Annotated in this window: 18 protein-coding genes; 6 read left to right on the top strand and 12 right to left on the bottom strand. The window is 52.2% G+C overall.

Translation table 11 applies throughout. The features are described 5' to 3' along the window. Positions 1–5: 5 nt before the first annotated feature. A complete protein-coding gene (locus tag KG631_RS03200; RefSeq protein ID WP_213995188.1) occupies positions 6–1,823 on the bottom strand; it encodes a tetratricopeptide repeat protein in 1,818 nt (605 codons plus the stop codon). Positions 1,824–2,059: 236 nt separating this feature from the next. Between KG631_RS03200 and ppc the strand changes: the two genes are divergently transcribed. Continuing rightward, positions 2,060–4,690, top strand: coding sequence for a phosphoenolpyruvate carboxylase (gene ppc / locus KG631_RS03195; RefSeq protein WP_213995187.1), 2,631 nt, complete (start codon positions 2,060–2,062; stop codon positions 4,688–4,690). 51 nt (positions 4,691–4,741) lie between these two features. Then, the gene (locus KG631_RS03190) at positions 4,742–6,100 is read left to right on the top strand and encodes a mechanosensitive ion channel family protein (protein ID WP_213995186.1); all 1,359 of its coding nucleotides are present in this window, start codon (positions 4,742–4,744) and stop codon (positions 6,098–6,100) included. A 2-nt stretch (positions 6,101–6,102) separates the two neighbouring features. Here KG631_RS03190 and msrA read toward each other — a convergent pair whose 3' ends face one another. The 3 genes from msrA to KG631_RS03175 all read right to left on the bottom strand — a co-directional run bounded on the left by msrA (position 6,103) and on the right by KG631_RS03175 (position 10,958). Further along, on the bottom strand, positions 6,103–7,395 hold the full coding sequence (gene msrA, locus KG631_RS03185; protein ID WP_213995185.1) for a peptide-methionine (S)-S-oxide reductase MsrA: 1,293 nt from the start codon (positions 7,393–7,395) through the stop codon (positions 6,103–6,105). Positions 7,396–7,482: 87 nt separating this feature from the next. Continuing rightward, entirely contained in the window at positions 7,483–8,559 is a 1,077-nt protein-coding gene (gene ltaE, locus KG631_RS03180) for a low-specificity L-threonine aldolase (RefSeq protein ID WP_213995184.1), read from the bottom strand. A 176-nt stretch (positions 8,560–8,735) separates the two neighbouring features. Continuing rightward, positions 8,736–10,958, bottom strand: a complete 2,223-nt coding sequence (locus tag KG631_RS03175; protein WP_301003559.1) for a TonB-dependent receptor — start codon at positions 10,956–10,958, stop codon at positions 8,736–8,738. Positions 10,959–11,174: 216 nt separating this feature from the next. Here KG631_RS03175 and KG631_RS03170 point away from each other — a divergent pair, with 216 nt between their 5' ends. Both KG631_RS03170 and KG631_RS03165 read left to right on the top strand, forming a co-directional pair. Further along, positions 11,175–13,283 carry a protein-disulfide reductase DsbD domain-containing protein gene (locus tag KG631_RS03170; RefSeq protein ID WP_213995182.1) on the top strand — a complete coding sequence of 703 codons (2,109 nt, stop codon included), beginning with the start codon at positions 11,175–11,177 and terminating at the stop codon, positions 13,281–13,283. Positions 13,284–13,331: 48 nt separating this feature from the next. Continuing rightward, on the top strand, positions 13,332–13,931 hold the full coding sequence (locus KG631_RS03165; RefSeq protein ID WP_213995181.1) for a redoxin domain-containing protein: 600 nt from the start codon (positions 13,332–13,334) through the stop codon (positions 13,929–13,931). Between the two features lie 67 nt (positions 13,932–13,998). Here KG631_RS03165 and KG631_RS03160 read toward each other — a convergent pair whose 3' ends face one another. The 8 genes from KG631_RS03160 to mtnK all read right to left on the bottom strand — a co-directional run bounded on the left by KG631_RS03160 (position 13,999) and on the right by mtnK (position 22,408). Next, positions 13,999–14,880 carry a TraB/GumN family protein gene (locus KG631_RS03160; protein WP_213995180.1) on the bottom strand — a complete coding sequence of 294 codons (882 nt, stop codon included), beginning with the start codon at positions 14,878–14,880 and terminating at the stop codon, positions 13,999–14,001. A 72-nt stretch (positions 14,881–14,952) separates the two neighbouring features. Next, positions 14,953–15,861, bottom strand: coding sequence for an exo-alpha-sialidase (locus KG631_RS03155; RefSeq protein ID WP_213995179.1), 909 nt, complete (start codon positions 15,859–15,861; stop codon positions 14,953–14,955). Positions 15,862–15,922: 61 nt separating this feature from the next. Next, the gene (locus KG631_RS03150) at positions 15,923–17,194 is read right to left on the bottom strand and encodes an ABC transporter permease (RefSeq protein WP_301003558.1); all 1,272 of its coding nucleotides are present in this window, start codon (positions 17,192–17,194) and stop codon (positions 15,923–15,925) included. Next, complete coding sequence (locus KG631_RS03145; protein ID WP_213995178.1) at positions 17,163–18,368, bottom strand: efflux RND transporter periplasmic adaptor subunit; 1,206 nt, start codon at positions 18,366–18,368, stop codon at positions 17,163–17,165. The genes KG631_RS03150 and KG631_RS03145 overlap by 32 nt, the downstream gene beginning before the upstream one ends. Next, positions 18,358–19,389, bottom strand: a complete 1,032-nt coding sequence (locus KG631_RS03140; protein WP_213995177.1) for an efflux RND transporter periplasmic adaptor subunit — start codon at positions 19,387–19,389, stop codon at positions 18,358–18,360. Before KG631_RS03140 ends, KG631_RS03145 begins: the two co-directional genes overlap by 11 nt. Further along, a complete protein-coding gene (locus KG631_RS03135) occupies positions 19,386–20,369 on the bottom strand; it encodes a multidrug transporter (RefSeq protein ID WP_213995176.1) in 984 nt (327 codons plus the stop codon). Before KG631_RS03135 ends, KG631_RS03140 begins: the two co-directional genes overlap by 4 nt. Further along, entirely contained in the window at positions 20,345–21,037 is a 693-nt protein-coding gene (locus tag KG631_RS03130; RefSeq protein WP_301003557.1) for an ABC transporter ATP-binding protein, read from the bottom strand. The genes KG631_RS03135 and KG631_RS03130 overlap by 25 nt, the downstream gene beginning before the upstream one ends. Positions 21,038–21,205: 168 nt before the next feature. Beyond that, entirely contained in the window at positions 21,206–22,408 is a 1,203-nt protein-coding gene (gene mtnK / locus KG631_RS03125) for an S-methyl-5-thioribose kinase (protein ID WP_213995174.1), read from the bottom strand. Positions 22,409–22,522: 114 nt separating this feature from the next. Here mtnK and KG631_RS03120 point away from each other — a divergent pair, with 114 nt between their 5' ends. Both KG631_RS03120 and mtnA read left to right on the top strand, forming a co-directional pair. Continuing rightward, positions 22,523–22,792, top strand: a complete 270-nt coding sequence (locus KG631_RS03120) for a hypothetical protein (protein ID WP_213995173.1) — start codon at positions 22,523–22,525, stop codon at positions 22,790–22,792. Between the two features lie 5 nt (positions 22,793–22,797). Continuing rightward, positions 22,798–23,550: an S-methyl-5-thioribose-1-phosphate isomerase gene (gene mtnA, locus KG631_RS03115; protein ID WP_213995172.1), complete on the top strand. Its 753-nt coding sequence runs from the start codon at positions 22,798–22,800 to the stop codon at positions 23,548–23,550. Positions 23,551–23,793 lie beyond the last annotated feature (243 nt).

Genomic DNA, 23,793 nt, shown 5'->3' with positions numbered 1-23,793 from the left:
TTTTTTTATTGCAACTTCTGATTAATTTGTTGTGCCTCGCTGGTTTTTCCGGCAGCTTCCAGCACTTGGACTAAGCGTTTTAGCGTGCCACGAATTTCCTGTGGTGAACTATTAATTTGCTGCAGGATAGCCAGTTCCTTTTTATAAAACTCTTCTGCTGCCGGGTAATTTCCACTGAGTTGATACAACTTGGCCAAACTGTATAAACAGGCGGCGATATCGGGATGTAGTTCGGGTAAAGAAGCTTCAGCGATTTTAAGGGCGCGCAAGTAAAGCATTTCGGCTTCGGTAAACTGTTGTTGCTGTCGATAATGTTGTGCTAAACCGTATAGCGTTGGCAAAAGCTGCGGGTGGTAGGCTCCGAGTTGGCTTTGTTGCGCTACCAAAGCATTTCTCAGTAATGTTTCAGCCCGGGGATCACCCAGCGTTGAGTATGCTCTGCCCAAATTTACCGCAATAACACTGACATGCGGATGGTTTGGGCCTGCCAAAGCACTCATGCTGGCCAGGCTGCTCTCAAACAAATTGATAGCTGCCGGCATATCGTCCATATTCTGGTAAACAAGAGCTAGATTTTGCTCAGTGACAATCACATCTATATGAGCTTCACCATAAACTGCTTTGCGCATTAGTAGTGCTTTTTGATAGTAAACTTTTGACTTTTCGTAATCTTCTATATGTGAATACAGTGAGCCAAGGTTGTTTAATACCGCGGCAGTGTTCGGATGATCATGTTTAAAAAGTGATTGAAAGCTGTTTAACGACGACAAATAATATTTCTCAGCAGCGTCATATCGTGTCAGATCTTGTGCCAGCGAACCTATCTGGTTATAAATCGCGCCCATCAGACCTTCATCGCGTAGCGTTGAGTTTTCCAGCAGTGCTCGCGCTTGTTCAGCATAGTCGAATGCCTGCTCGTATTTGCCCTGTGCTTTCTGATTTTCTGCAATGTTGTGTAGTAGCTGACTTTGCTCAATAGCAGTGGTTGCCAGATGTGTGTTGAGAATATGTAGGGCTTCAAGCAAGGCTTTTTCAGCCAAAAAAAATTGATGCAGCTCAGTGTAGGCGGCAGCTAGCCCCTGTAGACTATTTGCCAGACTGAGGTCAGGCCCTTCTAAGAATTGACGACGCAGTTGAATTGATTCAAGGTATAAATCTCTTGCTTGTTCGGCTAATCCAGAGTTGCGTTTTAGATTTGCCATTAAGTCTAATGCGTTGCTTTGCTGATTTTGCGTGGCAAGCTCCGACTGCCTGGTCCAGCGGGTAAATTGTTCACACCATTGTATAGCCGACTTAATAAGTCCCTGATCTGTTTGTAGCCTACAAATATGGTTCAGAGCGTCTCCCTTTAACAGTTGCTCTGATTCCGACTGATCAAATTTATCGATAGAGGCCATTAGCAAATCGATGGCCTGTTGATATTGTTGCAAATGAAGCCGAAGCATAGCTCTGCTAAAAAGCAGGGCGCCAGAGCTTTCTAAAGCTATGGCACTTTTCTGTTCTAAAGATAACGCTTTTTCCAGATACAAATTTGCCTCAGTATCAGAATCTGCATGTTTTGCAGCCTGTAATTGTGCATCCAACTGGCGCTGCAACTGCTGTGAAGTGGTGGCAACCAGAGTTTGATAGCGGTCAGCTGTTAATCGACTAAGCTCAATACCTGCTGAGACTTCGGGGAGCGTTAGAAACAGAATGGTTTTTTTAAACAGCAACTGAGCTTTAATCTGAAGCTCTGCTAATGATGATGCTGGCTGCAGGCAGGAAAAAAGTATTGCCGCTGACAAGCCGATGCCAATTAATCCTGCTAATTTTACGTTGCGCATTTCACTTCCATGTCTGCAGTGATCTCAGTTTTTCATTATTTTCACTTTGCAACGTTCATTCTGCACTGTCGATTGGAGTACAGCAATCAAATTTGTCTCGTCAAATTTTCAGTGTTTGGTAATTTGGTCTTACCAATTCTGTTGTTGTTTTTGTAACCTGTCAGAGTTGAGTACCAATTGATAACAGGCTAGGGTGAGCTTATCGATGATACTTATTCAACAACAGAGAAGCTGAAATGGACCATTATGCTGCACTAAAAACCAATGTTGGCCTGCTGGGTACCCAACTGGGTGAGACGATCCGGCAGCAACTGGGCGACGCTGTGCTGGAGCGGGTAGAGCAAATCCGGGGGCTGGCGAAAGCGGCCCGCCAGGGCGAGGAATTGCAGGCCGATAAGCTGAAGCAAGTACTGCGCAGCTTAAGCGACGATGAGTTACTGCCGGTGGCGCGTGCCTTTGCCCAGTTTTTAAACCTGGCCAACTTGGCCGAGCAACATCACACTATCAGCCGGATAGGCCATGCCAGTATTGAAAAGCCCGAGCCGCTGCAGGAGCTGTTCAGCCTGCTGCAGGATAAAAAGCTGGATGATGGCAAAGTAAAGCAAGCGGTCGCCAATTTATCAATTGAGCTGGTATTAACTGCCCACCCGACCGAAGTATCGCGCCGTACCCTTATTCACAAGCTGACCGAAATTGCCGCCTGCTTAACTGAGCTGGAACAGGAGTTAAGCGCCGCTCAGCAGCAAAAAGTCGAACTGCGGTTAAGTGAGCTGATCGCTCAGGCCTGGCATACCAACGAAATTCGTGAGCAGCGGCCCACCCCGGTCGATGAGGCGAAATCGGGCTTTGCGGTGATTGAAAGCTCATTGTGGCAGGCGATTCCGGACTTTTTGCGGGAACTGGATCAGAAACTGTTAAGCGCTACCGGCACTGGTTTGGCAGTGGACGCGGCGCCGGTGAAATTTTCTTCCTGGATGGGAGGCGACCGTGACGGTAACCCCTTTGTTACCGCCAAAGTGACCCGCCAGGTGTTGCTGTTAAGCCGCTGGAAAGCGGCCGATTTATTTGCCGCTGATTTAGACTTTCTCAGCAGCGAATTGTCGATGCATCAGGCTAATGAGCAACTGCGTCAGGTTGCCGGCGACGCCAATGAACCTTATCGCATGGTGTTGAACCAGTTACGGGCGGGCCTGCTGCGCAGCCGTGACTGGTTAACCGAAGCGCTGAAGCATGAGCGGCTGCAGCGGCCAGACAATTTAATCTGGCACAATCAGCAATTACTTGAGCCGTTGCAGCTGTGTTACCAGTCATTGCTCGACTGCGGTATGGCCGTGATTGCCAATGGCCGCTTGCTGGACACCCTTCGCCGCGCTTATGCCTTTGGCTTAACCCTGCTAAAGCTGGATATCCGCCAGGACGCTGGCCGGCATGCTCAGGTATTGGCCGAATTAACCCAGCATCTGGGCCTGGGTGATTACAGTGCCTGGGACGAAAGCGCCCGCCAGGCCTTTTTACTGACTGAGCTGGCCAACCGCCGGCCGTTATTTCCAAAACACTGGCAGCCGTCAGCAGAGGTGCAGGAAGTACTGGATACCTGCGATATTGTCGCCCGTCATGGTAGTGAAGCACTCAGTACCTACGTCATTTCGATGGCAGGTAAACCGTCTGACGTATTAGCGGTGCAATTGCTGCTAAAAGAAGCCGGTATCAGTTTCCCGATGCCGGTGGCACCATTGTTTGAAACGCTGAGCGATTTACAGAATGCACCGGAGTGCATGCAGCGCCTGCTCAGTATCGATTGGTACCGGGGTTATATTAACGGTAAGCAGGAAGTGATGATTGGTTACTCTGACTCGGCCAAAGACGCAGGCGTCTTTGCCGCCGCCTGGGCGCAGTACAGTGCCCAGGAAGCCTTAGTGGCCATTTGTCAGCAGGCCAAGGTGCAACTGACCTTATTTCATGGCCGCGGCGGCACTATTGGCCGCGGCGGCGGCCCGGCCCATGCCGCGATATTATCGCAGCCACCCGGTTCGCTGGCCGGCGGTTTGCGGGTAACCGAGCAGGGTGAAATGATCCGCTTTAAGTTTGGCCTGCCAAAACTGGCCGAACGCAGCCTGGCATTGTATGCCAGTGCTGTACTGGAAGGTTTATTGTTGCCACCACCGGTACCGAAGCAAAGCTGGCGTGAGCTGATGCAGCAGCTGGCCGATGACTCGTGCGAAGCCTATCGGGCCGTGGTGCGGCATAATAAAGACTTTGTTGGCTATTTTCGGGCCGCCACACCTGAGCAGGAACTGGGCCAGTTGCCATTGGGTAGCCGGCCTGCCAAGCGCAACCCTACCGGTGGCGTGGAGAGCCTGCGGGCGATACCTTGGCAATTTGCCTGGTCACAAAACCGCTTAATGTTGCCGGCCTGGCTGGGCGCCGGTTCTGCCCTGGCGAAAGTAGCACAGCAGCATAACACCGCGCTGCTGGACGAAATGCAGCAGCAGTGGCCGTTTTTCGCCACCCGGATGTCAATGCTGGAAATGGTGTTTTTAAAAGCCGACGTCGACATCGCTGCTTACTATGACAAGGTGCTGGTGCCCGACGAGCTGAAACACCTGGGGCAGGAACTACGAGCCCAGCTGACAGCAGACCGTGATTTGCTGCTCAAGCTGATTCACAGCGATACCTTAATGGCAAAAGAGAGCTGGATCCGTGAATCGATAATGCTGCGCAATACCTATGTTGACCCGCTGCATATTCTGCAGGCTGAACTGTTACACCGGGTACGTCATCAACCCGAGCGGGTAAACCCGATGATCAGCCGCGCGCTGATGGTCAGTATTGCCGGTATCGCCGCCGGCATGCGTAATTCGGGCTAACGAAGCTGCTATAGTTGACGTATTGCACAATAACAGAGGGTTGGAGGGAGAATGCGGCAATGGTTAACGCTGGTGGTAACAGTTTGGTGCTTGTGTTGCAGTAGCGCGCTGGCGCAGCAGGCTGGCAGCGACCAGCCCGATGCGGAAATAAAGGTGGTTAATGCGCCGCAGGACCAGGCAATTGCCGCGCGGCTTAGCGAGATTGCCGGCTCTATTGCCGGGCTGGAGGGTGTGCAGATCAGCGTTAATGCCGGGGTGATTACCTTGCAGGGCGAGGTGGCTAACGCCCAGCTGAAAGACGAAATAACCGTGATTGCCAGTCGGCTGGAAGGGGTGGTACATGTGCAGAACCAGTTGCAGGAGCAGCTGGCGGTGCGCTCGCGGCTTGAGCCCGCGGCTGAAAAGTTCCGGGAAATGCTCGGCACCACAGTGCAAATGTTACCGCTGTTACTGCTGGCGGTATTGGCGGTGGTGCTGTTTTCGCTGCTGGGTAGCTGGCTGGCCAGGCGCAATGGCTTGTTGCGCCGGTTAGGGCTGAGCGAGTTGGCTACCAATCTGGGTATGCGCTTTGTGCGGTTAATTATAACCAGCATTGGTATTCTGATTGCGCTGGAGTTGCTGGATGCTACCGCGCTGGTCAGCGCGATGCTGGGGGTGGCCGGGGTTATTGGTATTGCCCTGGGTTTTGCTTTTCGCAATATTGTCGAAAATTACCTGGCCGGGGTGTTACTCAGTACCCGCAACCCCTTCGCCATTGGTGATTTTATTCAGGTTGATAATATGAGCGGTAAAGTAATGCGGCTGACCTCACGCGATACTGTACTGATGACCTTAGATGGTAACCATTTACGGATCCCCAACAGCCAGATTATTACCTCACCGATGACCAACTTTACCCGTAACCCGCTACGCCGCTTTGAATTTACCGTTGGCGTGTCGGTAGAGCTGGATTTAGTGCCGGTAAGACAGTTGGCCATTAATACCTTGCAGGCGATGCCCGGGGTGCTGACAGACCCCCGGCCACGGGCGTTGGTGCTGGAATTGGGCGACAGCGCAGTGTCGATGCGCTTAATGGCCTGGATAGACCAGCGTGAAACCGACTATTTAAAAGCGCGCAGTGAAGCGATCCGCTTAGTAAAAGCCGCCTTTGATGACGCGGGCATCGAAATGCCAGAGCCGATTTATCGTATTCACCTCTCTAAAAAATCTGGCGATGCTGCAATCAACGCGGTAGCAGAAGCATTAACCCCGGAACCGACAGCCACCAAGGCGGTGGCGACGACAGATGCCACGGTGGATGTAGGCAATGACGACACTATTGAGCAGCAGTTAAATGCTGAGTTAGATCAGTCTGATGAACAGAACCTGCTGCCAGCCGCTAGCGATAAAGCTGCCAGCAAAGCAGGCTGATATCAGCCTGCAGCAGGGCGGGGCACGAAGTCGAGTACGGTGGCATTAATGCAGTAGCGCGGCTGGCCGTTGGGGCCGTCGGGGAAGACATGGCCAAGGTGAATACCCGATACTTTGGCGCGGATTTCCGTACGGCGCATGCCATAGCGGTTATCAGGCCGCTCGGTCACCGCGCCGTCGACCGCTTTGGTAAACGATAACCAACCGGTACCGGAATTAAAGCGATCGCGGGTATCAAAAAGCGCTGCACCACTTAATTTATCGATGAAAATACCATCCGGCGTGTTTTTAAAAATCTGATATTCTTTGCAAAACCGCTGATCGGTCGCTTTGTCAAACGCGACATCGAAGGCTTCACTGTCGCCCAGTTTAAATTTACCTAGCAACAGATAAAATTCGTCCGGCGCCAGATAACCTTTAAAGGCGAATACTTCGCGGCCCTCCTGTAACAGGATAATGGTCGGGGTTGCCGTGGTTTCGGTTTTAATGCTCAGGCCTTGCAACTGACTGGCAAACCGGAAATGCATTGGAATATCGCCCTGATAACTGCTGGCCACCTCGGCTTTAAACTTTTCGCAGTATGGGCAGTAACTTTCTGAATCTATTACGAGAATATGCTTCCCTGTTAACATTTCCCGGTTATCAACCTCTGCAGTTTGCGCTGCGTTATCGCGGTCAAAACGCACCCCGGTGGCATGATCGGGGCAATAACCATTCGGGTTTTTGGCGATATAGTCCTGATGATAGTCCTCGGCCGGGAAAAACGCAGTTAGTGGTTTTAACTGGGTGACAATCTGACCATAGCCGGCGGCAGTCAGTAACGGCTGATATTGCTGCATGACTGCCGCAGCCCGGGCCTGTTGCTCAGGGCTGTTGGTCAGAATAATTGAGCGGTACTGGGTGCCAATATCATTGCCCTGACGGTTAAGCTGGGTCGGGTCGTGGCTTTCAAAGTAGTGTTGTAACAGTGCTTCCAGGCTAATCTGTGTTGGGTCAAAGCTGACCTGTACCACCTCGGCATGATTATCCGGGTTGTTTTTGTTGCTGCGTTTGGTAATAGCGCGGTAAGTGGGTTTAACGCCTTTACCATCGGCATAGCCCGAGACGGCATCTATCACCCCGGGCAGCTGCTCGTACCGCATTTCTGCGCCCCAGAAACAGCCTGAACCGAGCACAATACTATCCTGCTCAGCAGCTGTGGTTTTTGTAGCTGCCGCCTCCTGTGCCGGGGCATACAACGCTGCAAACACCAGCAGCGAAAGCAGTAGGGCGACGATAAAACTAAGATATTTCATGGCATATTCCTGCGGTTGCTCTGGTTAGATAAACAGACCCATTACGTTACAGACCGGACTAATGGCCGCAGGCTTTCACGTTATCGCTTAATTACCTGCAAATTGCCGGATGACAGCCAACGTTTGTTCAACCTGAACCCGGCTGATATCCAGGTGGCATACCCAGCGCAGGCGCATTAACGCGCCCTGTTGCGCCTGATAGCGGCTGGCGGTAACGTGTATGCCATGCTGTGCCAGATAAGGCAGCAGGCGCTCAGCCAGTGCCGGTGTAATGTCGGTGAATACGATGTTGGTCTGCGGCGCGATCACCGTCAGCGATTGCAGCACGGGCAACCGGCTGGCCAGCTCAGTTAAGCCAGCGGCCAGATAGCAGGCGTTGGCGTGGTCATCTGCCAGCCGCTCAATATTGTGTTTAAGGGCATACAGCCCGGCAGCGGTCAGCACCCCGGTCTGGCGCATACCACCACCCAGCATTTTTCTGGCGCGTTTTGCCCGGGTTATAAAATCTGCTGAGCCGAGTAATAACGAGCCCACCGGGCAGCCCAGGCCTTTAGATAAACACAGCGATACGGAGTCATACCCCTGACACAACTGCCGGGCCATTTGCTGCGGGCTAAGCTGGTGCTCGCCGGCCAGGGCAACGGCGGCATTCATCAGCCGGGCACCGTCGATATGACACTTTAAGCCTTTATCCTTCGCCAGCGCGGCGACATCACGCATATAAGCGAGAGGCAGTACTTTACCGCCTACCGTGTTTTCAATCACGATTAACCGGGTGCGGGCAAAGTGCGGGTCGTCCGGTTTTATCGCGCCGGCAATATCGTCAAGCGCCAGGGTGCCGTCAGTTTGCAGTTCCAGCGGTTGCGGCTGAATAGAGCCCAGCACCGCCATGCCGCCACCTTCCCATTTATAGGTGTGCCACTGCTGGCCAACAATGGCTTCATCGCCACGCTGGCAGTGGCTCATCATCGCAATTAAATTGGTCTGGGTGCCGCTGGGGGCAAACAAGGCGGCGTCAAACCCCAGCAGTTCTGCAGCATAACGTTGCAGCTCCAGGGTGGTAGGGTCGTCATTAAACACGTCATCGCCAAGCTTGGCATCATGCATTGCCTGGCGCATGGCGGCACAGGGCTGGGTTACGGTATCACTGCGAAAGTCGGCCATAGGGTTCTCTGCTGGGTAAGTTCAGACGGTTAGCTTAGGTAACTGCAGGCTAAATCGGCAGCCGGGTAAAAAGCAAGGTCGATACGGCCAATAACCTGCTGGCCGGGAAATAAAAAAACCGCCTGATGTAACCCAGGCGGTTTTTGTTACGCTAAAGCCCTTTAACAGTGGCAGCGTTAGTAGAAGTTGATCCTAAAATCAACGCCTAATACCCGTGGTTCATTAACAAAACCGGTCAGGTTATTAAAATCGATGGCGCCTTTCAGGTTATCTTCATCGGTGATGTTGCGGCCAAAGAAGCCCACTTCATAGTTATGCTCGTAGTTGATATACGCTACCCGTAAGCCAGCTTCAAAGTTATTATCAGAGCTGAACTCGGCTGACTCATACAGGAACAGGTTGGTTTCACCTTGTAGCTGATAATCAGCGTAAACATAAATTTCACCGCTTTCAATCGGGAAATCATAACGGCCATTTAAGGTTAAGATGGTTTCCGGTGCCTGCGGGAACGGGTTACCACGAATAAAGGCCTGGCCATCATCGTTAACCGGGTCCAGCACGGTACACATGCCTGAGCCACAAGGCGCTACCGTCAGGGTATCATCCTGCAGTTCAGTGTTGTTATAACTGAAACCGCCACCGAGGGTGAAGTAAGGCGTGGCACGCCAGTCAAAGTCAACTTCAAAACCGTAACCTACGCCCTTATCGGCATTAATTAACTGGTTACCCTGGGTCTGACCACCAATCGCTGACAACTGAATGTCATCAATGGTGTAGTAAAACAATGCACCGTTTAAGCGCAGGGTGTTGTCGAGTAAATCAGACTTGGCACCCACTTCAAATGAGGTAATGGTCTCGGCGTTAGCAACCGATGGCGGCGCTTCAAAGGCCACATCGCGGCCCTGAATAGACTGGGCACGGAAACCTTCAGCGGCCCGGGCAAACAAGCTGGTGGTGGTGGTTAAGCGATAGTTAGCGCTTAACTCCCAGCTGATATTGTCGTCCGCTACTTTAATCGGCGCATAGTATTGCTCTTCAGCGGCACCGATAACCAGGGCAAAGCCATCGACATTCTGCTGACCGACATAAAAGGTTTTTTCATCGTCGGTATAGCGGATACCGGCGGTAATATCCAGTTTGTCGTCAACTTTATATGAGCTCTGGCCAAACAATGCCCAGCTGGTATTACCATGAAACACTTCCGTGGCACCAAAGAAGCCGTCAATACTGTTTACTGAGAACTTAGAGTCAAAGTAAAAGGCACCGGTCTGCCAGCTCAGCGCATTGTTGGTGTCACTGGCCAGCCGGATTTCCTGCGTTACCTGCTTAAGGCCACGCAGCTGATCTTCAGTAACCGCCTGAAACGGCACTACGCCAGGACCGGTCGGGTTGCCACCGTCGATATCACCAATACCACCGCCATCGGCTTTTTCTATGGCTGATATGCTGGTTAACGTCATATCCTGTAGTGCGAAATCCATTTTCAGTGAGCCACCCCAGGCATCATAGCTTTGCGGGTTATTGCGCCCTTCGTTGTAGGCCACCGTGTCGCGATCATAATTCTCATTCAGCTCATTGCTGCCCGGGGTTAAAATATTTGCCCGGAATAAGCTGGAGGTGCCGTCGTAGTTGCGGGTATGCAGGTTCAGCAAGGCGTCAAAATCATCGCCTTCGTATAAGAACTGCAGCCGGCCGGCCTGTTCATCGTAGCCACCCATCACATCTTTATTGCCGTAGAAACTGTTGCTAACCCAGTCGTCGCGGTGGTTAGACATCAATGATACCCGGGCTGATAACTCATCGGTTAAGCCGCCACCGATGGCGCCTTCTACATTCAGCATGCCCAGACTGCCGGCGCTGGTTTTAAAGTAGCCGTCGAAGTCCTGGCGGGGTTTGACACTGTCAAACTTAATAATACCGGCAGTGGTATTGCGGCCGAATAAGGTACCCTGCGGGCCCCGGATCACTTCAACCGCCTGCACGTCGAACAACGGGAAGCTTTTTAGAATAACGTTTTCCATCACTACCTCGTCCATGATGATGGACACCGGTTGTGATGCAGCCAGGTCAAAATCGGTATTGCCTAACCCGCGGATATAAAAACGTGGTGCCGCGCGGCCGTTGGACGTTTCCGCATATAAACCCGGTACTTTTACCGCCAGCGCGGTAATATCATCGCCACTGGAGAAAATAGCATTGAAACGCTCCTGGCTGATGGTGGCTACCGAAATAGGCACTTCCTGGATACTCTGGCTGCGCTTTTGCGCGGTAATGGTAATAGTTTCCAGCTTATTTTCTTGTTGTTCGCTGTCGGTATCCTGGGTTTGTGCTGCAGCTGCAAAACTTACAGCACCAAACAAACCGGCGCAGATCGCCAGATTCAGAGCAGACTTTTTCATGCCTTTCATTAAGTTTGACCTTCATATCATCACTGGGGTGGGTTCAGGCTAGCCGGAGTGACCACGACTAACCACAGAATAAAGCGCAGCTAATATAGCATTTTGTCGTGAATTTTGCTGTATATGGCGTAATAAAACCGCATTTATCGCAGTTATTTTGAACATTCTTTTGAACTGAAGTAGCTTAACAGCGTAAGCAAATAACGAGGTAAAATAATGTCGCGACTAAGCAGATGGCTGATAATCCGGGTGTTGCTGTTGTTAAGCTGCGTGTTGGCAGGTTTTGCGGTGCAGGCCAGCAGCAGCGGCTGGCAGCAGGCGAAGCATATTAAAGCAGAGCTGGTCAGCGAATACCACACGGTTACTGCTGGTCAGCAATTTGCATTATTGTTGCATTTTGAGCCCGATCCCGGCTGGCATACTTACTGGCAAAACCCCGGCGACTCTGGCTTGCCAACCAGTATCAGCTGGCAATTACCCGGCGGGGTGCAGGCAGGCGACATGCAGTGGCCGACGCCAGAGGCCTTTGTTATTCCGCCGCTGGTTAATTATGGTTTTGCCGGCCAGACCTTATTGTTAACCGATATAACCGTACCAGCTGACTACGCTGCAGACAGCCTGACCATCAGTGCCGATGTCGACTGGTTGGTTTGTGAGGAAATTTGCATTCCGGCTGATGCCAGTTTTGAATTAACCCTGAATGTTGCCGGGCAACCAGAGCTGGCCGCCAGCCAGCAACCTTTGTTTGTAAAAGCCCGTCAGGCCTTGCCGCTCGACACCGGTATCGTGGCTGAGTATGCCATCAGCGGCGGTGCCTTTTCTGCTGTGCTGGATCACGCGCTGCCACAGCGGCCGCGGGCTTTTTTTGTGGCCGGCACCGAGTTGGTAGACCATGCTGCCCCGCAGCAAATCGTTGAGCAGGATGGCAAAGTGTTGCTGCAGCAAGCGGCTAATACTTATTTCAGCAGTGCGCCCGGCTTGACAGAGGTCGTGCTGGTTGATGCTGACGGGCAGGGTTATCGCGTTAATATGCAGCTGCGCCAGCCGCAGGAAGACGCGCCAGACACGACAGAAATTCTGGTCACTGGCGGTACCCTTAGCGCAACCAGTTTCTGGCTGATATTACTGATGGCTGCTGGCGGCGGCCTTATTCTGAATTTAATGCCGTGTGTATTCCCGGTACTGTCGCTTAAAGCCTTGAGCATTGCCGCTAATAGCCAGCAGCGGCAACAACAACGACGTGATGCATTGTTTTATACCGCGGGTGTGGTGCTGAGTTTTCTGGCACTGGCCGGCTTGCTGATTGCGCTGCGCGCCGCTGGTAATGCTATCGGCTGGGGTTTTCAGTTGCAAAGCCCGCTGTTGGTTGGCCTGCTGGCCTATTTGCTGCTGGCACTGGCTTTAAGTTTATCCGGGTTGGTGCAGTTTGGCCTCGGCTTAATGAATGCCGGTGGTGAGCTCACGGCAAAAAGTGGTGGCAAAGGTTCCTTTTTTACCGGGGTGCTGGCCGTTATTGTTGCCAGCCCCTGTACTGCGCCTTTTATGGGCACGGCGCTCGGTTATGCGGTTACCCAAAGCCCGCAAGTGGCGTTACTGGTGTTTGCGGCGCTGGGGTTAGGTATGGCATTACCCTTCCTGTTGCTGGCATTTGTGCCGGCTCTGGCCCGGTTGTTACCCAAACCCGGAGCCTGGATGGAAACCTTAAAACAATGGTTAGCCTGGCCGCTTTATTTAAGTGCTGTCTGGCTGGTGTGGGTATTTGGCCGTCAGGCGGGCATCGACGCTATGGCACTGTTGTTAGTCGGGATGGTGGCACTCGCTGCTGCTCTATGGCTATGGGGCAGGGTACAGCTCGGTGCCGGCTGGTTTAACCGGCTGGCTGCATTGGCGTTAATGGTGCTGGCGCTACTATTAGCCTGGCAGGTTACCGCTATAGCAGCACCTAACAACACAGATGCCAGCCCTGACACCAATGCACAGCATTGGCAGCCCTGGGCTCCTGACACGCTTAGCGAGTTGCGCCAGCAAGGTAAGCCGGTGCTGGTTAACATGACAGCTGACTGGTGTATTACCTGCCTGGTTAATGAGCGGGTAGCGATAAATACCGAGCGCAGCAAAGCGGCACTTAATGAATATAATGTCAGTTACCTAAAAGGTGATTGGACCCGGCGTGACAGCGATATTACTGCTTATTTGCAGCAATATCAGCGCGATGGCGTGCCGTTATATGTGTTGTACTGGCCCGGGCAGCCGCCACAAGTGCTGCCGCAAATTTTAACGCCTGATACCCTCAGGCAAACGTTTGAATCGTTAAGTCAGCAGTAAGCTGCCAACCATCAAGTTGTCATTAATTACGCAACAGGAGCGATATATATGAAATTAGCAAAACTCGTTGTTTCCGCTGGTGCCATGCTATTTGCAGCCACCCTGGCTGCCGCACCACAAGTTGGCCAGCCAGCACCGGATTTTACGGTACAGGATGCCAATGGCCAGCGCCACAGCCTGCAAGACTTTGCCGGTAAAAACGTGGTGCTGGAGTGGACTAACCACGACTGCCCGTTTGTGGTTAAACATTACAGTGGCAATATGCAGGCGTTGCAACAGGATATGCAGGCCAAAGACGTGGTCTGGCTGAGCGTTATTTCATCCGCGCCGGGCAAGCAGGGCCATATCGACAGCGCCAAGGCGGCAGAGTTAACCAGCAGTCGCAATGCCAGCCCAACGGCCATCCTGTTTGATGAAAGCGGCGCCATGGGCAAAGCTTATGACGCCAAAACTACCCCGCATATGTACGTTATCGATAAAAACGGTGTGTTGCAGTATATGGGGGGTATCGACAGTATCCCGTCAGCCAAGGTGGACGATATCGCCAAGGCCACCCCGTACTTTGCCAACGCCGCCAAAGCGGTACTGGCCGGCAATACCCCAGACCCGGCCGTCACCCGGCCTTATGGCTGTAGTGTCAAGTATTAAGAATTAGCTGGTATCAAATAAGGAAGAGCAATCAGCAGTATGTTCTGCTGCTGTTTGCTCCTGGTCCTTAATCGACGCTTAGTTGTCGCACTTGATAGCCGCGCTCGGCAAGCAAGTCCAACACATTTTCCGGCCCGGCTAAATGCATGGCGCCCACCAGCACAAATTCGATTTCTGGCGTTTGCAGCATTGTATCAATTTGGTCCACCCAGCCTTTGTTGCGTTCGGATAACAAGCGCTGATACTCGAGATGACCAATTTCAGTATCGAGCATTTCGCTAACCATCTCGGCTAATGCCTCACGATTTCCGCTGCGCCAAGCTGTGAGGGCTCGCTGCATATACTGCTCGGCATCATCTAGCAAGTTAAGTTGCCACGCTACCCATTCGTTTTCAACACCATCCGAGATTGAAAACACCATCACCAAGTGCTGCTCGATGGTTTCCAAAAAATCCTTACTTTTGCCATCTTGGGTGGCCTTGTTAAAAAAATAGTCATCCACGCCTTCCCCGGCTATTCCAAGTTGGGTCAGTTTGCGCTGCATCATTTGTATTAGGACGAAGTCCGGTTTATATTGCGCCAGAGTATTTATGTCAATTCCAAGCTCCGCGGCAGTTTCTTGCAAGTGCTGATAGCTTTCCGCGCTAAGGACAGAGTTCAAGGTGTGACCATCCTGGTACAAGGTAAGGCTCATAAACATAGAATTAATGCTGGGCTTTGCCAATTGACTAATATCCGCTTCAAACACCAGTTTTTCTGCTTGCTGATAGGCTTGATCAAATTCAGCCGGCAGAGGAAATTGGCTAGCAGGCAGCAGGTGGGCGGTGCCTCCAATATACAGGTGTTGTTCGCCATGACTGACTTGCCAGACGAAGCTTTTAGCCCAAAGCTCGCTGCTGAACAGCGCGATACAGACACAAATTACTTTGCTTAGCTGGGTTGGGTTCATGCGTAATCCTTGCATAAGTTGATTATGACCCTGTTGCGGCCTGAACTGCGGTTGTCTGTGGTTATGGCTGGGTCAGTCAACTAACAAGAGCCGGGCAAAATAAATACTGGTTTTTCCCTCGTGTGACGAGTAGTAGCTGATATACAGGGTATTATCGCGTAGCACCATACCCGCATAGCTGCAATCGCCGCTTGATGGCAGGGTTTGCCACTCGGTTAACTTGCCAGTTTGGCGGTTAATCCAGCATAGACTAGTGCGTACGGTTTCGTCATACAAACGGACACAGGCCAGCAGCCGGCCATCGGGGAGTTGCAGCCACTGCGGGCCGCCAATCCGCCAGCCAATATCCTGCCATTGCCAGGTGGTATAAGGTGGTTTACTCTGGCCGAATAAGCCATTGTCTGGGTCACGGCGCAGTAAACACAGGGCGGTGCCATCAGGCTCGAACAGCAGGCCGCTTTCGTTGGCATAGCTGCTACTGTATAAATCGGTTAATGGTGCTAACTGCAACGGGCTTTCGCCCTGATACAAGCGGACCAGCCGATCCTTACCTACCCGGTAACCGACAGCGAAACATGGTGAGGGTAGCGTTTGCTGCCAGGCCATGCGCCACAACCAGATATTGGGCTCACCAATTGGTTGCGCTGCCGACCAGCTATAACCGTCCGCTGATTGCCAGATATAAGATTGATGAGTTTGCTGCTCGCGGTTATGCAGGGCGCCGGCGCCAAGTAGCAGCAGCTTGCCATTGGGATCAACGCTTAGCTTGGCATCGCGTAAATCGGCGTCGCTGGCGCTAATCAGCGCTACACTGTGCCAGTTCTGGCCCTGATCAGCCGAGCGCAGGAGCCGGAAGGCGCCATCAGGTGAGACATGCTCGCTGCCTTCACGGAACACACACCATAGCGCCTGCCTGAACCAGATAAGGTCAGTAAAGGCATTGTGCTCAGCCTGTTGCCAGATACAGCGCGCCGATACCATAAATCCTCCCGAAGTTTGCCAGTGTGCGTAGCCGCCCGCCAATTATAGACTGGCCGGCAAACTATTCACTTTGCAGGGCGGTTATCGGGTCCAGCTCTGAGGCTTTTATTGCCGGGTAGACACCAAAGGCCACGCCAATTAGTGCACAAATACTGAACGATAAACCTATGGCCAGCAGCGACCAGCTAACAGCCCAGTCGGAGTAAAAGGCGATAAGTTCCGACAGTAAAATACCAAATACGATACCCAATAATCCGCCAAGGATCGCAATAGCAAAGCTTTCGGCGACAAACTGAATTTTAATATCGCGCCGGGTGGCGCCAACTGCCCGCAGCAGGCCGATTTCCTTGGTTCGCTCCAGTACTGTGGCCAGCATAATATTCATAATGCCAATGCCGCCAACCAGCAATGAAATACCGGCGACGCACGACATCACAATATTAAAGATTTGCTGGGTTTGTTTTTGCTGCGCTAATAAGGCTGCCGGTACGATAATATTGTAGTCATCAATGTCGTTGTGGCGCTGTTTTAATAAAAAATCCAGTGCCCGGGCACTTAAAGCGTTGTTCGCGTCTTCGCTTAGTTGCAGCCGGAATGAGGTTAGTTCAGCGCTTAACGGTTCTGCTTTAAAGCGGGTTTGCGCGGTATTCAATGGCATAAATAACTGGTTTTGCTCACCACCGAGCTTGATACCCTGAAACTCATTGCTGCCGGCATAGGGTTCAGCCAGTACGCCCACCACCTGCAACCAGACATGGTTTACTTTGACCGGTTTCCCCAAGGCATCGCCGTTGGGGAATAAGCTTTGGGCCACCCGGGCACCCAGAATAGCCACCTGCGCCGCGTAGCGGTTTTCCTGCTCAGTGAAATTGCGGCCAGTGACAAACTGCAGTTTGCTCAGTTCCATGTAGCTCGGTGAGACGCCAATTGCCACGCCATCACTTTTGCCATCGTGGCTGTATATGCCGTGGGTGTCCAGGGTACGCTCGGCGCTGTATGAGGTAACACCGGGAATGGTGGCGACTGCGGCATCAATGTCGCTCTGGTTCAGCCCCAGCGAGTGCTTGCGCTGTTCTTGTAAAGTTTTTTCATCAAACTTGCGACCTTCAACTATCAGGTTACGCAGGCCCATGGTTTCAATGGTTTTTAACGCTTCGCGCTCGGCCCCTTCACCGATATTCAGCATAGCGATAACCGCGCCGACGCCGAATATCATGCCCAGCAGGGTTAAAAAGGTACGGAGTTTGTGCTGGGCCAGTTCGGCCAGGGTATCTTTAATCAGTGGCGTATGTTTCATGGCGTCAGCTTTCCGGGTTAATAAGGGCAATTTCATCACCGGCATTCAGGCCGGTGCTGATTTCTGCGTGGCTCAGGCTTTTGCTACCGATGCTGACAGGCTGTTTCACAAAACCACTGCCATTGCGTTTATAGACATACAATTGCTGCTGTTCGCTGAAAATGGCTTGCAGCGGCACATTTAATATTCCGGGCTTTTCATTTACCCATAAGGTCGCAATCGCCTTAATGCCCGGCATAAAATTCGGATCTTGTTGTTCGGGTGCGACGATAACTTCAATATACTTGCGCGGGTCGCGCCGCTCCCGCGACTGGGCTACCGCTGCTACCGACACTATACTGCCGTTGAGTACTTTTTCCGGCCAGGCCGCCAGGTAAAAGGTGACCCGCTGGCCGGCTTCCAGCCCTATTGCCTCTTGCTCAATTACCTGCAACTTCAGGTGCTGCAGCGCGAGATCGGGAATACTGCCAATTTTTGAACCGGGAAAAACCATACCGCCCACTTCAGGTTTTTCGCCCCGCCAGTTAGTCTCGAACAACAAAATGCCGGCGTGCGGCGCTTTGACTTCCAGCCCGGCCAGACCACTTTCAGCTTGCTGCAGCAAATTCTGATGCTGGCCGCGTTGCAGTTGTAACAGCTCCAGCTCGCCGCTGCTGCGCTGACTGAAACTTTGCTCTTGCCAGCCAAGATATTCCTTCTTCTCGCCGAGGTACTCTTTATTTTGCATTGAATCGAGAATTTCCAGCTTGGAGCGAATTTGCACATCATCAATACTGAAACGGTCAGCAAAATTAAACTCCTGGGCAATCAGGGTCTGATCTAAGCCCAGGGATTTTTGTTCATTTTGCTGCTCGGCCAGTTTTTGTTGCTCATCGGCCAGCACGCTGCTCAGTTTAGTATTGGCTTGGCGTTGGGAACGTTCTAACTGAGTTGCGTCGAACGTGACGACCACATCCCCGGGTGCTACCCGGCTGTACTCTTTGGCCAGACTGGCAATAAAACGCGGCCCTTGCACATTGCGTGGCGCGCTGATGGTAACGGAGTTAACGGCAAACAATTCGCCTTCGGTATGCACCTTATGCACCAGAGTATCTGGCGCTACCTTATACACCGGAACCTGCTGCAGTGCAGGCTCAGTGCAGCCGGCCACAGTAAGCAGGCTCAACGTGGCCGCCACCGCCAGCAGCGAGCGAAATAGCTTAATTTGCATGGTCCGCTCCTTGTTTGGTGTTTAGGCTGATATTCAGACGGGCGGACATGCCGGGCCGCATTAGTTCGGTATCAAGGTCGGTCAGGCTGACACTGGCATCCACCACCCGGCGCAGGTTGTCATTTGATTTATCCCGCACCGCATTACCCAGGCTTTGCAACACACCGTTAAAGCGCCGCTCCGGATACGCATCCAGGGTAACCTCTACGGCCAGCCCCGGTTGCAGTTGCTTTAAATCGATTTCATCAATTTCAGCTTTAACATACAGGCTATCAAGCTGGCTGACTTCAGCCACTGGCTGACCAAACTGAGCGGTATCGCCAACCGAGAATTTCTCGCCGTCAAAACCGATGGTATACACCATAACGCCGGCGAACGGCGCTTTTACCTGCATACTGGCAATATTACGCTGCAACTGGCTGACTTCAGATTGCAGGCGACTGACTTTGGCCACCAGCATTTGCTCTTCAGCCAGCCGCTGTTGCTGATGGCTGGCCAGCCGCGCCTGCGCCAGCTGGTATTGGTTGTCGGCAATGGTAAAGTCAATCTGGGCTTTGCGCCGGTCATTGGCAGAACGGGACTGATCGACAATTTCGGCTTTACGTTGTTCGCGGTCGTACTCCATTTTCCGCTCAGCCAGGGTCAGTTTCAGCTCTTCATACGTTTGTTCATCAGTACGTAAACGGTTAGCCAGTTCCTGCTCGGCACTGCGTAGTTCTATACTCTTATTATTCAGCTCGTCCACCAGTCTCTGGCCATCGAATGCCACGACCATGGCACCCTCGGTTAACATGCTGCTTTCCGGTGCTAATTGTTTAATGTTGTATTGCCACATGTTGCTGACAGACGGTGGGGATGCCTTAAATGAATTGGCGGCAGTCAGTTCGCCGGTCGCCCGGACATGACTGGCTACCACACTGGTCTTGCCGGCAGCCGCTTCCTGCTGACAGGCGCTGAGCAACAGGCTGCTTATGCCTAAGCCAGCGCCATATAAAAAAAACTTAATTTTGCTTAAGGTCATTCGCTGGCAACCTCTATTAACATCCCCATACCCAGCATTGGTCTGGCTACCGGTAAACTGGCCGCATTAAATGAGGCTTTGTAATATAACGCGGTGCCCCAGCTTTGGCGTTTTTCGCCCTGTTGCGCCAGTTCGCTCAGTGCAACAGTAAAAGGCTGGTCGGGGGCGATATCAAAACGGGCCTGCAGCGTTTTGGCTTGCTGCAGCCGAGGTAGATCCGTTTCATGCACCCAGGCTTCAATATATAAGTTTTCTTTGCGGTTCAATTCGGCAATTATCCAGCCCGGCTGGGCGGTAACACCGGCATAAATTTTAGTGCCGTACCACGGATGGTTGCCATAGCTGATATTGCCATCCTGCAGCGCATACACGCTCATCCGGCTTAGCAGATTTTCAGCATCATTCAGTTCAGCCTGGGTCTGTTCAATTTGCAGCTGCTGTTTGGTTAAGGCCGCGTCGGCCGTGATCCGGGCAACGGCCAGTTGCTCAGCAGCTTTACTGGCTTCAGTGCGGGCGCGCTTTTGCTCCAGCTGGTATTGCTCGTAATCGTACTGGCTTAAATTAGCCAATGGTACACCGGCATCAATACCGGCTTTTTCCAGCAGTAACTGACGCCGGTTCTGCTCAAACTCGGCTTCCATTACGGCTTGTTTATGTTCGCTTTTCAGTTGGTTCAGCCGTTCCTGGTGATTAATCAGGCTGCTTTTCAGCTGTTCTATCTGGGCCTGGGTGTTGCCGGCATCAAATACGGCAATTAAATCGCCGGTTTTAACCGGCTCGCTTTCACTATGTAACCACTGCACCTGGACCCGCCAGTTATCGGACATCGGGGCGACAATGCTTTGGCGGTCGGCTGATTGCAGGGTGCCGGTCAGCAATAGCGGCAGTTCGCTGTCTGGCCCGGTTGTCGCCAGGGTGGTGGCACTGAAGCTAAGCTGGCTGGCAGCCAGCAATATTAAGCTGAACGTGCGTTTGAACATGCACTGTCCTCCATGATCTGGCCATCACGCATCCGGATCACCCGGCCGGCGTAAGCCGCAATTTCGTCTTCATGGGTTACCATTACGATGGTATTGCCTTGCTGGTGTAAATCGCACAGCAACTGCATAATTTCCTTTGATGTTTTGCTGTCGAGATTACCGGTTGGCTCATCAGCAAAAATGACTTTCGGCCGGTTTATCAGCGCCCGGGCAATCGCGACCCGTTGCCGCTGGCCGCCGGACATTTCGTGCGGTTTATGATCTTTACGATGACCCAGCCCTACCTGATCCAACAGCGCATTGGCCCGGGCAATAGCTTGTTCTGGCTCGGTATCGGTATAACGCAGCGGTAGCGCCACGTTTTGAGCGGCAGTTAGCCGGGGTAGCAGATGAAATGACTGAAAAATAAAGCCGATATGCTGGTTACGCATCGCTGACAGGCTGACATCATCCAGCTGGCCAATAACCTGCCCAGCCAGCTGATACTGGCCGGCACTTGGCGTATCAAGACAACCGAGAATATTCATCAAAGTCGATTTGCCCGAGCCCGAACTGCCCATAACGGCCACAAATTCGTTTTCAGCAATGCTCAGGCTAACATCGCGCAGCGCCTGAACCTGGCTGTCGCCGCTGCCAAAGTTTTTATAAAGGCCGTTAGCTGTAATCATCCGCGTAATCTGTTTGTATTTAGAATCGCCACAGTTTGCCATAAGCGAAACTATGCTGGTAGCCGCTTTAGCCAAACAGCTAATTTAGCAGGTTGATTAATTGTAAGCAGATGTAATAAACGTCAAGCCAGCTTTACTTAGTAGCAAATCGTTGCGCGAATCTCTGGTTTAGTCCGTTTGCTGGTAACGCACTACATTCAATAACTGGCTGATATTATTTAAGTCATTCCGCTGCATTATCAGCTCGCGCCCCAGCTTTAACGCACTACGCTGACACTGCGCCCGTTTGCCGGCATCGCTGATGCTATCCATGTCGGCCACATGGGCCAGGCCAACAGTACGGCGGATTAGCTCACAGCCGGCATAACCAGCAGCATCACTGAACACCTGGCGCACAAACCGCCGTTGGTACAAGCTGTTTTCCAGCGCCGGGTCCTGGGTTTCCCGGCTCATCAGTTCGGTAAAAATCTCGCTGAATTGCTGCCATAGCTGCTCGGCTTGCTCCAGTAAAAAAGCTTGCTGCTCAGCAGCGTCTTCCGTGTCGTGTAAGCCAGGACAGGCGAGATAATTCAGCAGTAAATTCCCCAGCAAACTGCCTACATCAAAGCCTATCGGCCCGAAAAAACCGAACTCGGCGTCAATAACCTTGCAGCTTTCTTCGTCAATAAAAATACTGCCGCTGTGTAAATCGCCATGCAGCAGAGCTTGCGGTTTGCTCAGGAAATCTGCCTTTAACGCGGCCACTTCGGCTTTTAACGCCTCGTCATGCCACAGGGTTTTGGCTTTTTCCAGAATGGATGGCTCAATATTGTTGCGCTCATGGTTGCAGTACGGGTCGGTAAAAAATAAATCTTCAGTGATCAGGCACAGCTCCGGGTTTAAAAAGCGCGCCACTTCGGCTTTTTTGTTTTCACTGCTCAGTACAAAGTCACTGGTATAAAACAGGGTATTGGCCAGATATTTGGCCATTTGCGGCGCCAGATGGTTAAACTTTTTGCCGGCATTCAGTTCAGTGCGCAAAATTCGGTAGGCTTTTAAATCTTCCATTAAGATGGCGCAGGCCACCGGGTCAAAATAGCGTACTTCGACGGTATGCTCGGGGCAGAAGCGGCGGTGCATTTTTAATACTTCAGCTTCAATCCGCGCCCGGTCGGTGGTTAGTGGCCAGCTTTCGCCGACGCAGCGGGCGTAGGGCAGCGCCTGTTTGACAATCAGCGAGGTGCCTTTGTCGTTTTCTACCCGGAACACCAGGTTCAGGTTACCATCGCCAAATTCTTTGGCGGTAAGTTTGCTGTGGTCACCAAACAGTTCGCTATGCTCATCAGCAAAGGCCATGGCATCATCGGCATTAAAGGTTTTGTACTCACTCATCTTTATACTCATTCATCAGGGACACCGTTACTTGTAAAGACAAAAGCAGGGCTGCATAATCGCAAACCCGATAGCCATCTGCAATATCCAGCAAAAGTTAAGCAGGAATAAGTTATGCAAAATTTAACTGCACTCAGCCTGAAAACCGAACAAGGTCAGTTATTTGTGCTGGACCAGACCTTATTACCCCACCGCCAGCAGTGGCTTAGCTGCAGCACCGTGGCTGATATGGTCAGCATGATCAAAAAGCTGCAGTTACGCGGCGCTCCGGCTATTGGTATTGGTGCCTGTTTGCTGCTGGCCGTGCGGGCAGAGCAGGGCAGCAGCCGCGAGCAGCTGCGGGCAGATGCCGAAATTCTGCGTGCCGCCAGGCTACCGCCGTAAACCTGATGAATAATATTGACAGTATGCTGCAAGCGCTGGCCGAGCCTGATTATACCAAGGCGGTGGTAGCCTGCGCCGAGGCGTTATTTGCTGAAGATGTGGCGCTTTGCCAGCAAATGGCGGCCCACGGTGCGGCGCTGGTGCAACAGGGTGAACAGTTACTGACCCATTGTAACACCGGCGGCCTGGCCACCGTCGGGGTAGGGACCGCGCTGGGGGTTATTAATTTAGCCCATCAGCAGGGCAAAAATATCCGGCTGTGGGTAGATGAAACCCGGCCCCTGCTGCAAGGCGGCCGCTTAACCGCCTGGGAGTGCGAGCAGCTGGCTATTCCGTATCAGCTAATTTGCGACAATATGGCAGCGATGCTAATGGCCCGCGGCCAGGTCGACCGCATTTTTGTCGGCTCAGATCGCATCGCCGCTAATGGCGACTTTGCCAATAAAGTCGGCACCTACGCCCTGGCAGTGTTGGCGCAGTATCATCAGGTACCGTTTTACGTGGTGGCACCGCATACCACGGTCGATTTAAATTGCCCGGACGGTAGCGTTATTCCGATAGAACAGCGCGACGCCAATGAAGTACGTGGAGTCAGCGGTGCTTTCGGTCAGACGCTATGGGCGCCGGAAAGCGCCCCGGTATTTAACCCGGCGTTCGACGTCACCCCCGCCAGTTTGGTCACCGGCTGGGTGTTGGATACGGGTGTGTATTCGCAGCAAGATATTGCCAATGGTGTGTTAAAACAGTTTGCTAAGTAATAGATGCAACGGAAACCAGCTGCAACACTCGCCTTGGCTCGGCACAGCAACTCGCTTCGCTCAAACACTCTGTGCCGCCCAAGTCGAGGTTCCAGCCGTTTTTACTTCAACCTTCAAATTAGTTGTTTAAAATTTAATCGATCAGTTTTTCTACAAATTTTTATAGGCCAAAAATATTAGTGTTAAGTACCTGATTTTACCACCCCCCCCCTGTTAATTTGTTGATTAAATAATATTAATATA

It is taken from the genome of Arsukibacterium sp. (assembly GCF_018402695.1).
In the GTDB taxonomy this organism is placed as follows: Bacteria; Pseudomonadota; Gammaproteobacteria; order Enterobacterales; family Alteromonadaceae; genus Alishewanella.
The sequence above is the reverse complement of the archived record's forward strand: the minus strand, read 5'-3'. Positions and strand labels throughout refer to the sequence as shown.